Genomic DNA, 13,816 nt, shown 5'->3' on the forward strand with positions numbered 1-13,816 from the left:
TCAATTGTCTGGCTTGCATAATACGTTCCTGATGCTAAAACATCTGTTACTGAATATAATGTTCCGTTTGTTGCTGCGGAATACCATTGAATAGCTGTTCCTGTAGCTTGTAAATCACCTACTTTTTTAGCTTCGGCTGAACAAAATGTTTGCGTTGTAGCGGTTGGTTCTGCTGGTGTAGGAGTAATTTTTACCACTATAGCAGTTCTTGCACTTTCGCAGCCGTCAATTGTTTGGCTTGCATAATACGTTCCTGATGTTAAAACATCTGTTACTGAATATAATGTTCCGTTTGTTGCTGCGGAATACCATTGAATCGCTGTTCCTGTAGCTTGTAAATCACCTACTTTTTTAGCTTCGGCTGAACAAAATGTTTGCGTTGTAGCGGTTGGTTCTGCTGGTGTAGGAGTAATTTTTACCACTACAGCAGTTCTTGCACTTTCACATCCATCAATTGTCTGGCTTGCATAATACGTTCCTGATGCTAAAACATCTGTTACTGAATATAATGTTCCGTTTCTACTTGCCGAATACCATTGAATCGCTGTTCCTGTAGCTTGTAAATCGCCTACTTTTTTAGCTTCTGCTGAACAAAATGTTTGAGTTGTTGCGTTTGGTTCTGCTGGTGTAGGAGTTATTTTTACTACTACAGCAGTTCTTGCACTTTCGCATCCGTCAATTGTCTGACTTGCATAATACGTTCCTGATGCTAAAACATCTGTTACTGAATATAATGTTCCGTTTGTGCTTGCGGAATACCATTGAATAGCTGTTCCTGTAGCTTGTAAATCACCTACTTTTTTAGCTTCTGCAGAACAAAATGCTTGCGTTGTTGCTGTTGGCTCTGCTGGTGTTGTTTTTGGAGCAGCAATTCCACTACCTGAATTGGTACATCCATTTACAGTAGTCGTAACTGTATAGGTTCCTGCTGTACTTACTATAATACTAGATGTTGTTTCGCCATTACTCCACAATAAAGTACCAGCAGCTGTAGTCGATAATTTTGATGTACCATCACAATTATCTTCAACTATTACAACTGGTGCTACTGGAGCAGAATTAATCGTTACAGTCACCGCTGTTCTCGTACTTTCATTTCCGTTTATAGTCTGACTTGCATAATAGGTTCTCGTTCCTAATACATGAGTTGCATCATATAGAATCCCACCTGTTAAACTATCGTACCATTTTATTTCATTGCCTGTAGCAGGTAAATCAGTCATTTTTTTTAGGTCAGCAGAACAAAATGTTTGTGCACTAGCTGTTGGTGGTTTCGTTTTTACAGTAACAGTAATTGTAGCTTCATTAGATGTAAAACCATCGTTATCATTTACAACATAGTTCAAGCTTGCGGTTCCGCTAAAAGTTACCAAAGGTGTAAATGTTACAATTCCTGAAGCATCTACAGTATATGTTCCTTCACCTGCTACAGTAAACGTGGGCTGAATACCTGGCGTAAGAGGATCCAGATCTACTGTTGCAACATTTATAGTTCCATCAGGATCAGTATCATTTGTTGTTACAGCAATAGTAACAGCTGTGCCTCCAATAGTATTTCCTGAATCATTATTAGCTACTGGCGGTTTTACTGGTTGACTAGAGCTTTCGTTATTTAAAGGATCTGGATCTTCTTCATTTCCTGTAATTTTAGCAATATTATTATAATCTCCCTTGGCATTAAGAGTCGCTTTTACAGTCAAAGTAGCGTTTCCTCTATTGGCAAGTGTACCAATATTCCAAACTCCGGTACCTGAATTATAAGTACCTGTCGATGGGGTTGCACTTACAAAAGTATATCCCGAAGGCAATAAATCGTTTACTTTAACTCCCGTTGCTCCATATGGTCCAGCATTATAAGCAGAAATAAGAAAAGTAGCTTCATCTCCTACTTTTTTAGCAATTCCTACTACTTCTTTTTTTACCGATAGATCGGCACCATAACTAGCCGTAATTACATCTACAAATACCCCTGAATCATATTGAGAATCTCCAACATCTGCAATTGCTATTTTAAAATTATAGGTTGCTCCTGGAGTTAGTTGTGTAAGATCATAAGATATTCTTTTTGTCAATCCATTGTATTCTACAAATACGGGCCTAGGTCCAATTCCATTATTAAGAGCGCCAGTATTACTATGTCCATTATTTATGTAATAATCAGTCTGAAATCTATCGGTTATAGGTGTGCCTGTATTATCCTTAGAAGCTCCAAGTACTCCTCCATTTACCGAATTAACAGAAATTTCTCTGTTGCTCGATGGCAGTTTTGCGATATTTTGTGTCCCTGTAACTCCAGGTCCTGAAATAAAAAATCCAAAAACATCATTATATCTACTTCCAACATAATCAGGATACTCTTCTGATCCGAACTGAAAAAAGATACGAATAGCAGTCATTTTAGGATCTAGAGTTACCTTGAAGGTATATACAACTGCATCATTATTTGCTGAGGCATCAAGAGTTGCTAAATCCGGATCAATCGTTGAAGATCCCATTGCATTATTACTCACCCCTAAAGCTGTATTTCTAGTACTTAAATCCGCAGTAGCAAGTCCTGTAGAAAATAAAATACCTTTATCAATTCCTAAACCAGCAGGTGTACCTCCCGAGAAAATAGCAATTTGCTTAGCTCTATCTCCTTTTACTAATGTGGGAACGCTCAAAATAACACCACTACCATTTAATCTGCTTAATATTGTTGTATCATTAGGGCCTGCACTATGTGTGGTCTGGACTTGTGAGTAGCCTGTGTTTCCAAATATAAACAGAAACAAGAAACAGACTAGAAATCGATTCAGAGCCCCCTCTTTATTTGGCATTAATAATTTAAAATAAGTAAAGTTCCTCATATAATAATTGTTATTAAAATTCTAAAAAATAGTATTCAGGGATATTTATTAATCTCTAAATATTGTAACTATTGAAATCAAACTATTTGGTATTCTATTCTGGTGGTTGCTTTAATCGAAATTTGCAGTTTTTAATCAATGCTTTTAATTGATAAACAACTACTTCCATATTAGAGTAATCCAGATGCGAATTTCTTTCTAATCATTAAGAAGCCATGTAGAGAATACAGAATTGTACTGTAGAATTAATTCTACAGATAAAGGCTCCTGCTTTTTCGTAATATTGAACGGTAAATTTTCAAGGTATTTAAATGCCTTTCTCTAAGAAATATCCCAATAATCATTAAAGATTTTAATAATTTAATAGCATTATTTCTGACATTGTTTTTTGTCAATTTTCTTTATTCTCAGATAGATAATAAAGACTATACTCTTATTTGGTATTCTGCAGACAATAATATACTTCCTCAAAACAGTGTAAAATCCATAATAAAAGATAATAATGGTTTTATATGGATGGCTACCGAAAATGGATTAGTAAGATATGATGGAAATCAATTTAAGACATTTAATACCGAAAATGTAGCAGGAATGACTACTAACAGGATGAGTCTTTTTAGAGGAAATGCACTTAAAGACAATATCTATTTACTCAATGATCTTGCCGATTATATTAGGATAAAAAACAATACTGCTTCTATAATTCCTAAAAATAAAATTCCTAAGCAATTTAAAATCAATAATGCCCTTTATAAAAAAAGACGATTCTATAACAACAAAATTCATAGAACTGATAACAAATATTTTACACTCTCAAAAAAGTATATTGGTCTGTATCAAGATGAAAACAAACTATTGTGGCAGGTTAAATATGCTTATGATGAGTATCAAAACTTTTTCATACTAAACAATAGTATTTACAACTATGATGGAGAAAAATTCATAAAATTCGAGAATGGAAAAATTGATCCTATAAAGATAGATGGGCTAAAAACAAATAATTTTTCTATTATCATAAACAATGTTTCTCAACAAATCTTTTTTATCGTTGAAGGCAATTTTTACATCCTTGAAAAAAAACATAAAAAACTTGTACTTCGTTTGCTGTTAAAAAATTATGACCTTTCAAAAAGAAATATAGTATCTGCATATTATGACCTAGATGATCGAATTTTATATATCGGAAGTAGCACTGATGGATTACTTGTAGTTAAGGAAAAACTTTTTTTGGCCATTCCTGGAAAAAATAAGGATGGTGTATATTACGCGCAGGTTCCATATCAGGATAATCAATTCTTGGCCACATCGGGAGAAATTTTCACGACAGATGGGCAATCATTAAGTAATCCTTTATTTAAAGTTCTAAATGATAATTATAGCCTGATGTTTGATAAAATGGGAAATATCTGGACTAAGGCAAATAATATTGTGTACTGTTTTCATAAAAAAAGCAATTTTATTACCTATAACAAATGGAGTTTTGAGGATAGGGTTACACAAATTTTCCAGATGAATAATGGGGAAATAATAGTAGGAATGAGCGTTGGAGGTTCTCCAAATGGAAAATTATACACATTAGGAGGTACAAAAGATAAACCTCATTTTAATTTTTATATGAATGTTCCTTTTAATGTAACCTATATGCTTCAGATAAAAGATAATATTATCTGGACAGGATCACATTTGGGATTTCATCAAATTCATTTTAAAGAGAAAAAAATTGAAAATGTAAAGGAAACAGAAAACAATTATGTAAGAAGTGTATATATTGGAAAACCCAATGAAATATGGATAACAACTTATGGAAATGGTTTTTATCTATACAATCAATTTACAAAAAAAACCACCTCTTTTCCTGTAGATAAAAACAAGTATCTACTCACCTCTCATTGTATTATAGAAGATAAAAACGGATATTTTTGGATTACTACTAATAAAGGATTGTTTCAGGTTTCTAAAAAAAACCTACTGGATTATTCCAACAAAAAAATAAAAAATATTTATTATCAATATTATGATAAGTCCGATGGTTTTGCAACCAATGAATTTAATGGCGGATGCCAGCCATGCGGATTATTATTAAAGAATAATTACGTGACATTCCCATCAATGAAAGGAAATGTGGTATTTGATTCTAAAAAAGTAAAAAGACTTTTACCTAAAGGAGATATTTATTTTGAGCAAGCAGAAGTCAACAACTCAAATGTTACTATTAAAAATGACACTCTTAACTTAAATCATGATTTTGAACGACTTAGGCTTTTTATAAATAGTCCTTATTATGGAAATTCAAATAACTTAAATATAGAAACCAAAGTCGAAGGTCCGATATCTCAAAAATGGGAATCGATAATCGATAATAATATTTACTTTACGACTTTACCACACGGAACTTATCATCTTACAGCCAGAAAAATGACCGGACATGATTCTGAATACCGATACAAAACACTAACTATAATAATCGCTCCGGCATTTTATCAAACCATTTGGTTTAACGTATTGATTTTTATTTTAGCCTTTACTACTCTATTTTATGTTGTAAAATTAAGACTGAAATATGTTCGATTGAAAAACATTCATTTAGAAAAAAAAATAGCCGAACAAACTTTTCAACTCCGTAATACAATTACAACATTAAAAGATACAACCGAAAATTTACGTGAACAAATTACAAATCACAAAAAACTTATAGGAACAATTACACACGATATAAAAAGCCCATTGCGTTTTTTGGCAATGACTGCAAAACACATTTATCAAAATCCAAACGATTCAGAAACTGTTCAGGATGGTATAAAATCATTACATACTTCATCTTTCCAACTCTATAATTTTGTAAATAATATATTAGAATATACCAAAGTATCTAAACACGAAAACTTATCCAGTACGTATTGTTTATATGATCTGATCGAAGAAAAAATAAAAATTTTCCTGACCATTGCCTCTTCCAAAAAAATCGTAATTGAAAACCTCATTGATACAAACCAAACTATCAGCAATAATCGATTATTATTTTCAATCGTAGTACATAATCTTCTGGACAATGCAATAAAAAATACTCCATCAGGAAAAATTACTTTAGTCTCAGGAATAATGGATAACAAGCTTTTCTTTGCTATTAAAGATACTGGAAGCGGAATGTCAGGCGATATTGTAAACCTTTACAATAAACAAGATATAAAATCAACGCAAACCCAAGAAAAACCTGGAATGGGGCTACAAATTGTGACCGAACTTTTGGAGATTATGAAAGCTAAAATGAAGATTGAGAGTACTATAAATATCGGTACAAAAATTACAATTCTGTTTTTGAATACCAAATAAATCTAGTTTATGAGTTATAAGAAAGCCTAGATTATTATTTAGTTTTTATAGATTTTTAAAATTTCGACTAGTCTAACAACATTGTTGATTCCTAGTTTTTCAAAGATTCTATTTTTAAAAGTACTTACAGTTGTCATCTGGATATTCAACTTATTCGATATTTCGAGATTCCCTTCTCCATTAACAAGAAGTTCGGCAACTTCAATCTCTCTATCCGAAAGGATTTCTAATGGATTTATTGGAGTTTTATTTAGCGCATTTTCAAGAATTTTCTCTTTTACAACATCACTAATATATTTTCCGGTTTCGATAACAGAGCGAACAGCTTTAATAATTTCCTCGTCACTGCTGTCTTTATTTAAAAAACCATTGGCGCCAGCATGAATATAACGTAAAGCATATTGCGTTTCATCATATGCAGAAAACATCAAGATCAATAAATTAGGGTGATTTTGCTTAATTTTTTCAACCATTTTGGTACTATTCCCTCCAGGAAGGTTAATATCTAAAAAAATCAAGTCTTGTTTCTGGCGTAGTTTGCTTATAACTTCTTCAAAACTATCTGCATGAGTAATGTTAATACTTCGGAAAGCTTCTTTTAATAACAAAGAAATTCCGTGCCGTACTACACTATGGTCATCTGCTAATAATATATTGAAGTCTTTTTTCATAGAAAATTTTACAGCTCAAAATTACAATTATTTGCCTGAACTAAAAACATTTATGATAAATCAATGCTGTTAAATCATAATTTTAACACCTATAAAAGTTATTTTTATAATAAGATAAGACCAAATACTCTATTCCAACTGATCCAGAAGGTATAAGTAAGGCGGAAAAGAATGATGAATCATTAAATCCTTACTATTATTTGGGAATTTTTCATAATACACCGCATCATCTTGTTTAGGATAAAGTACAATAGTAGTACTTGTACGCACATAATTATTACTGTTATAAAAAGGTGGTGGTACAAACTCAGGCAAAAACTCTTTTACTCTCTTAGCCATTTCTTTACCTAACAACTTTTGATACGTTTTTACCGTTTTGCGTGATGGACTCGTTGCTTTATCATAAACCATGTTTAAAAGCATTCTTTTAAAGAAGTTTTGCTTCTTAATGGTTTCTTCTACCAAGGCAATTGGACTTACTATAGGTAAATCTTCAGGCATTTCTACAGAAAATGGTGTTTGAGGAACCCAATCTGCAGCACTTACAACATTATATGCCCAACCGTTTTGAGTTTTACGCTCATAATCATAAGCAAAATATAAATTTCCGGGTTTAGGAGCTGCACTACAATAGGTTTTAAAACGAATATCGGCTGGTATAACACCTTTGCTTTGCAAATTATAAAAATGTGCTGTAAGCAAATAGCTAATTCCTCCGCCTTGGCTATGTCCCATGATTATGAAATTCTTAATCCCTTGTTTGTAACAAGAATCTATCTTTGGGAGCATTTCTTTAGAAAGAAAAGCAGTACTTAAAAGATATCCTGTATGAACAGCTGCATCTTTATTAGTAGATAATTCATATTTAAAAGTATCCGTATTAGAAATTTTTAATTCTCCCTTTGCCGGAGTCATTGCCGCATAAAGATTTGCAAGCCAACTTTCTCCTTTTTCGGTAGTTCCCCTTGTACACAATACAGCAGTTTTACCATCTTTAAGCCATAACTCCCACTGATTATCCAGCCCTATTGATTTGCTTTGATACACCAATTTTGAATGTTCTGGCAGCGGAATATCCTTTGCTTTCTCTGGAGATTCTGTCGATCGAGTGGCAATATAAACTAACTCACGATATTCTGCCTTATCAAATCCGGGTTTTAAATCTTGCGCAATGCTATGTGTAAAAGAAAACAAAAAGCAGAAAACAACTAAAGGTGATTTTAAAAATTTCATAAAGACCAAGGTGCTAATTTATTAGTAATAACGATTTTGATTAGAAATTAAAAAATAGCATAATTACCTATGTTTATCTAAACTAAGACTTTATATAAAACATTCGATATAATTATGACTACTTATTTATTTGAGAACTAATCTTACAATAAATATAGACATTATTTTGGTAGTACTTCCTGATTTTTATTTCCATAAGCATCAAAAACACACTTGTTGCATACAGAGTAAAGAGGATAATTACAGATCAAATCCATCTTTTAGACGATAATCTTTTGGTCTTTAAATCTATATTTGTTTTTATATTAATGATATAAAAACTTGTACAATCGGTACGAGAATAAAAGCATTCCTATGACAACAAAAAACCACCAGTATTTTTTCATCGAAGTATAACTCTCATTCTTTGAGTTCTTAATTGCAAATCCCATAACAATACTGATTAAAGGAATTATTAGCCTAACTATTTCTTCTATACCCATTTTTAATTTTAATTAATTGACTTAAATAAACATACTATTGCGCCTATTACAAAACCTATAATAATTACCCAACTATTAAAATTTTGAAGGTTTGTTTGTGGTTTTGAATACAAATCAGGATTTTTATTTCCATCTCTGCCTTCTAATGACCATTTGTTTAACTTATAATAGGCAATAGCACCAATTATAAATAAAAAGCAATACACTAAAAATCTATAATTCATAAATATAATACTGTCTTTCTTTATTGAAGTTTGCGAATATATGTATTTTAATTTTATCGAATAAAGATAGCTCGAATGTTGCTGAAAAAGTAAAAATAAAGCTAGAACAAACAATTATATTAACATTTCATCCATCTAAATAATATGTTTTTTTTACTTTTGATACATACAAAAAAATAATATGTCAAATTTATATCAAACTCCTAGAATAATTATTCGTGAGTTCTTGTCAGAAGAGCAACAAACGTTTTTAGATCTGTTTAAAGACGACGAAGTGACCCAATATTTACCTCAAGTTTCCCCTGAGAGATATGAGGAAATGTTTAGTGAACTTCTTGAAAATTATGAGAAAGGCAACCTAAGCCGATGGGCAATTTTTGATACTACAAATAATAATTTTATAGGTATGTGTGTTGCGCGTGTTTTTGTACACAACACCAATCAAATAGAAATAGGATATGTACTTAGTAAAGAATACTGGGGAAAAGGAATTGCTACTGAAGTATGTAAAGGTTTAACCCAATATTGCTTTACAAATACTGATATAAATGAGGTAGTTGCTATAACAGATCTTAACAATAGCGGATCCCAAAATGTATTACTGAAAGTAGGATTTGAGCGATTAGATAACATAATAAGAGATGACGAAGAAATAGCTTATTTTGTAACAAAAAGACCTTTGGTTTAATTAAAAACACTACTTGCAAGCTAGTAAATAGAGATTTTGCGTAAAATACTAGTAGAACATTTTAAGCTTTTCAGTAGCATTTTTTGGTGTATCGCCAGCATAATATCCCTATTGATGTGAATCGTAGGGCTATTTTTATCACTTATTGGTATTTGAGAAACTGTAAAGTAAAAATACTTTTCTAAATTAGTTTTTAGATAAGCAAACAATTTAGGTTGCTCATTATCAAATTCAAGAATAAAAGACCGCTCATTAATTGCCAGAATATCCAAAACTTTGGTATTAACCAATACGCATAGTAAATATTCTTTGGCCTCAGCATAATCTGTAAAATCATTTTCGCAATCGATGGTATCAAATGAGAAATGATATAGTTGTCTTTTGTGTATGGAGTCCTTTATTTTTGCCATGAGCGATTTTATCAAATTGTTCATTTGAAAGCAATAAAATGTGATTCTTTTTAATATTAATAAAATGATATAAACAAAACATAAAAAACCAAAATGAATAGTCGTTTATATTAAATTTATTCTCGAATTTAACTATGCTTAAAATTAAATCTACTTTTTTAAAGCCTAGTACTTTTTGCATCAAGAAATGTTTCATTTTAAAATTTGGAACACGTTTACTCAATATGAAACTCTTCTTCAGGAATCATTAATTTACCCCAATCGTTTAACATCCACAGAATATCCACCAACTTCACCCCTAGTTCAGTGAGCGAATACTCTACTCTTGGCGGAAGCTCATTAAATGAAACTTTAGTTAAGATACCATCTTGTTCCATTTCTTTTAACTGTTGATTCAAAACTCTTCTATCGACCTTGGCAATTCCACGCAAAAATTCACTTGGGCGCTTTTTACCTTCATTAATTTGCCAAACAATCGGAATTTTCCATTTACCACTGATAGAATTAACTGCTACTTCCAATGGACAAATTTTGTTTTCTATGCTTCTTTCCTTTGTTTTCATAATAGTGACTTTTTTACCCCTATGTGACAATAATATGCGTTATTGCACATATGAACTTTCTTTTAAACCTTTGTAAAATTAATAAACATTTTAGCAAAGCAAATGAGAAACCGCGCAAATGCATGTTTATTTAAACAATAGATAAAATCAGTATGACAGATATAAAACGAAAAGGCTCACGCTCAACAAAAGACATACCCAAAGATATTTTAGAGAAATTAAATAAAGGAGAAATCGAAACCGCTAATTTAGTCGAATGGCTCGCAATTGATCAAAAACTACTCCTTAAGAACTTTCTTGATCAGAATAATCGTTTAAGGTATTTAGAGCCAATCAATACTACAATTGATGCGTTAAAGAAACAAACTGTCAATACTATTAATGAAGCCATTGGAACAAGTCTTTTTAAATTAGCAAAATCAGAAGATGATACTGAACTATTTTCAATACTATCAAAGCATAAATCGGATTTAATTAGATGTTGGGCAACTTATACAATTGGAAAAAATACCGAGCTATCAATTGAAGAAATGTTAGAACAGATTCAGTTTTTTTCTGCCGATAAACATTTTGGCGTTAGAGAGATTTGCTGGTTAGCCGTAAGACAAACAATTGCCCAGAATCTAACCGAAAGTTTGGGAATCCTAGCTAAATGGACAAAACACTCAGACGAAAACGTAAGACGATTTGCTAGCGAAGCCACAAGACCAAGAGGAGTTTGGTGTGAACACATCGAAGAATTAAAGCAAAACCCTGATTTGGGATTAATCATTTTGGAACCTCTAAAATCGGATAAATCAAAATACGTACAAGATAGTGTTGGCAACTGGCTAAATGATGCGAGCAAAACCAAACCAGAATTTGTAATTGCTATTTGCGAAAATTGGAAAAACATAAGTCCCACAAAAGAAACTGTTTATATAATAAAAAAGGCACTTCGTACAATCGAAAAGTGATCTATGCCAGAAAAAGTATTCAGTCTCAGTTTCGGTTTTCAGTCTCTGTTTTCAGTCACAATTTCTTAGTCTCTTAGTACCTCAGAACCTTTGAACCTCAGAACCTTTGCGCCTTTGCGCCTTTGAACCTTTGAAAAAAACACTTATATTAGCATTAAACAAACCAAGTAATTTATAAATAATGCTAGATGTTATCAAGAAACTAAAATTTAAGGATAAAGGAACAGTTATTAATGCTCCAAAAGTAATAGAAGATGAGTTTATTCAGCTTGGTATGAAAACTACTTTTGATAAAAAAATAAAAAGTACAAACACGCTAATTTTCATCAATAATAATGAAGAGTTTTTAAATTACCTTAAAAATGATTTAGAAAACGTAGAATCTGATAGTGTCTTATGGTTTGCGTACCCAAAAGGAACTTCTAAAATTAAAACTGACATAAATAGAGATACGATTCATGTTACAGGTAAAGAATTTGGATTAAAAACAGTAACAGCTATTTCTATAAACGATACTTGGAGCGCATTACGTTTTAGACCTGTCGATAAGGTTGGTACCTAATATTTCTTATTTTCTAAATCTAATACCTCAACAATGTCACATCCCTATATATCACATCTTTCGAAAGATTCTGCATTCCAAAAAATTCTTGAAAATGCAGAACATCGTGAACTTAAAACAAACACTAATCTTGCTCAGTTTTTATATACATCAATTATTAATCAGCAATTATCTGCCAAAGTTGGTGATGTTTTTTTAAAACGTTTTCTGGATATATACGACGGACTAGAGCCTAATTCTTCTCAAATTCTTGAAACTCCAGATGAAACATTGCAAGCTATAGGTTTATCAAAACCCAAAGTTAGCTATATAAAAAATGTAGCACAATTTGATGTCGATTTTGGATTAGAATACAACAAATTTATCGAAATGACCGATCAGGAAATTATCGATTTGGTAACTTCTATTAAAGGTATAGGCAAATGGTCAGCCCAAAACTTACTTATGTTTGCCTTAGGACGCGAAGATGTTTTTTCGGCCGATGATTTAATTATTCGTAACAAAATGGCAATCTTGTTTAATCTCGATAAAACCGATAAGAAAAAATTTAATGAAGACATTATTCGTCTCTCGAAACCATGGAGCCCGTACAGAACATTTGCATGCCTACATTTATGGCGATGGAAAGATTTTTGAGTTACTAAGTTTTTAAGGTTCAGAGTTTAAGAGGTGCAAAGGGACAAAGGTTCTGAGGTACTGAGTTTTTGCAAACCTTATATAAGCCTTTGTGTACTTTGCGTAGTCCTTCGTGTCCCTTGCAGTTTATCTTTCTGTTAAAAATCACAATACAACCACAATATTGGGGAGAAACTTTGCGTAGCCCTTTGCGCCCTTTGCGGTTAATCCACACAGGTTAAAACCTTTACAATTATTCTTTAAACCTATTTATCAAGTTGAAAATAAGGCGCTAAAATATCCTCAAAATTATACAATCCGATACCTTTATTTTCTATGTTTTCGGCAACAAAAATAACTCCAGTTCCAAATGCTTCCCTCGAAATCGATTCGTGAATAAGTCGAACTGTTTGGTAAGGAAACCCGAATATTACTTCATGTTTTCCAACGATACCTCCTGCCCTAACTGAATTTATACTTTCTTTCTCGACATCTAGAGCTTCTGCAATTTTTATAGCAGTACCTGATGTTCCTTCTTTTAACTTAAAATGTTCTTCATTGACCTCAATATCAACCCAAGGTGCAATTTTCTTCAAAAATTTAGCTGCAAATAACAAATAGTTAACTCCAAGAGTAATATTTGGAGACCAAAACACCGTTGTTTTAATCGCTAATTCTTTTAAAAATTTTAATTCTTTATCTTTATAATGAGATATCGCCGATATAATTTTAATGCCTCTTTGGGCAGCAGCTTCACCATAAGTATGAATTCCTAAACTTGAAGAAAAATCAATTATAATATCGACAGGATGTTTGTCTAAAAGCTCTTTAATTGTTGTTTTGGAACTAGAATATATTAATCCTGGTTCATCTGAAGGAACACCAAAAAACTCTGGTACTGATCGATGTTCTAAAACTGTACTTTGTCTTAATACCCATTCTAAACAAAAATTTTTATTTTCAAGTAATACTGAAGCAACTGACTTTCCTGTTTTTCCAAATCCTATTAATCCTATTTTCATATTTTATAATTTAAATGGTTTCCAACTTATTTCAAGTTTAAAATTTTAATTTTACAAGTAAACAAATTGATTATTAATACTATTTAAGTAAAAATAGGTTAAAAAAATTAATCGAAATTATACGATAACAGCAATATATTACAATATACCAATATGATAATTCATACAAACTGCTAACATACTGCTGTCATAAGATCATCTTAACTTTGTT

General features: G+C 31.7%; 13 protein-coding genes. 5 read left to right on the plus strand and 8 right to left on the minus strand.

Annotation, left to right across the window (positions count from 1 at the left end; all coding sequences use genetic code 11):
- The coding region (locus OA93_RS19650; RefSeq protein WP_117615860.1) for a choice-of-anchor L domain-containing protein at positions 1-2,849 on the minus strand (2,849 nt) is incomplete at its 3' end.
- A gap of 381 nt (positions 2,850-3,230) precedes the next feature.
- On the opposite strand from OA93_RS19650, the gene OA93_RS19655 reads away from it, so the two are divergent.
- Positions 3,231-6,179, plus strand: coding sequence for an ATP-binding protein (locus tag OA93_RS19655; RefSeq protein WP_039115586.1), 2,949 nt, complete (start codon positions 3,231-3,233; stop codon positions 6,177-6,179).
- A 38-nt stretch (positions 6,180-6,217) separates the two neighbouring features.
- Here the strand turns inward: OA93_RS19655 and OA93_RS19660 are convergent, their stop codons facing one another.
- The 4 genes from OA93_RS19660 to OA93_RS19670 form a co-directional block, all read right to left on the minus strand.
- Positions 6,218-6,850: a response regulator transcription factor gene (locus tag OA93_RS19660; protein ID WP_039115587.1), complete on the minus strand. Its 633-nt coding sequence runs from the start codon at positions 6,848-6,850 to the stop codon at positions 6,218-6,220.
- 129 nt (positions 6,851-6,979) lie between these two features.
- The gene (locus tag OA93_RS19665; RefSeq protein ID WP_039115589.1) at positions 6,980-8,083 is read right to left on the minus strand and encodes a lipase family protein; all 1,104 of its coding nucleotides are present in this window, start codon (positions 8,081-8,083) and stop codon (positions 6,980-6,982) included.
- 305 nt (positions 8,084-8,388) lie between these two features.
- Entirely contained in the window at positions 8,389-8,565 is a 177-nt protein-coding gene (locus tag OA93_RS25160) for a hypothetical protein (RefSeq protein ID WP_165572124.1), read from the minus strand.
- 8 nt (positions 8,566-8,573) lie between these two features.
- On the minus strand, positions 8,574-8,789 hold the full coding sequence (locus OA93_RS19670; protein ID WP_039115590.1) for a hypothetical protein: 216 nt from the start codon (positions 8,787-8,789) through the stop codon (positions 8,574-8,576).
- 181 nt (positions 8,790-8,970) lie between these two features.
- On the opposite strand from OA93_RS19670, the gene OA93_RS19675 reads away from it, so the two are divergent.
- Positions 8,971-9,477: a GNAT family N-acetyltransferase gene (locus OA93_RS19675; protein WP_039115591.1), complete on the plus strand. Its 507-nt coding sequence runs from the start codon at positions 8,971-8,973 to the stop codon at positions 9,475-9,477.
- 20 nt (positions 9,478-9,497) lie between these two features.
- On the opposite strand, the gene OA93_RS19680 is transcribed toward OA93_RS19675, so the two are convergent.
- Positions 9,498-9,887 carry a hypothetical protein gene (locus OA93_RS19680; RefSeq protein WP_039115592.1) on the minus strand — a complete coding sequence of 130 codons (390 nt, stop codon included), beginning with the start codon at positions 9,885-9,887 and terminating at the stop codon, positions 9,498-9,500.
- A 215-nt stretch (positions 9,888-10,102) separates the two neighbouring features.
- Complete coding sequence (locus OA93_RS19685; RefSeq protein ID WP_039115593.1) at positions 10,103-10,450, minus strand: helix-turn-helix domain-containing protein; 348 nt, start codon at positions 10,448-10,450, stop codon at positions 10,103-10,105.
- A gap of 152 nt (positions 10,451-10,602) precedes the next feature.
- Here OA93_RS19685 and OA93_RS19690 point away from each other — a divergent pair, with 152 nt between their 5' ends.
- From OA93_RS19690 to OA93_RS19700, 3 genes are all read left to right on the plus strand, one after another.
- The gene (locus OA93_RS19690; protein ID WP_039115595.1) at positions 10,603-11,406 is read left to right on the plus strand and encodes a DNA alkylation repair protein; all 804 of its coding nucleotides are present in this window, start codon (positions 10,603-10,605) and stop codon (positions 11,404-11,406) included.
- Positions 11,407-11,587: 181 nt separating this feature from the next.
- Positions 11,588-11,968 carry a hypothetical protein gene (locus OA93_RS19695; protein ID WP_039115596.1) on the plus strand — a complete coding sequence of 127 codons (381 nt, stop codon included), beginning with the start codon at positions 11,588-11,590 and terminating at the stop codon, positions 11,966-11,968.
- A 33-nt stretch (positions 11,969-12,001) separates the two neighbouring features.
- Positions 12,002-12,604, plus strand: coding sequence for a DNA-3-methyladenine glycosylase (locus OA93_RS19700; protein ID WP_039115598.1), 603 nt, complete (start codon positions 12,002-12,004; stop codon positions 12,602-12,604).
- A gap of 245 nt (positions 12,605-12,849) precedes the next feature.
- On the opposite strand, the gene OA93_RS19705 is transcribed toward OA93_RS19700, so the two are convergent.
- The gene (locus tag OA93_RS19705; RefSeq protein ID WP_039115599.1) at positions 12,850-13,605 is read right to left on the minus strand and encodes a dihydrodipicolinate reductase C-terminal domain-containing protein; all 756 of its coding nucleotides are present in this window, start codon (positions 13,603-13,605) and stop codon (positions 12,850-12,852) included.
- Positions 13,606-13,816 lie beyond the last annotated feature (211 nt).

It is taken from the genome of Flavobacterium sp. KMS, assembly GCF_000813005.1.
Classification (GTDB): domain Bacteria; phylum Bacteroidota; class Bacteroidia; order Flavobacteriales; family Flavobacteriaceae; genus Flavobacterium.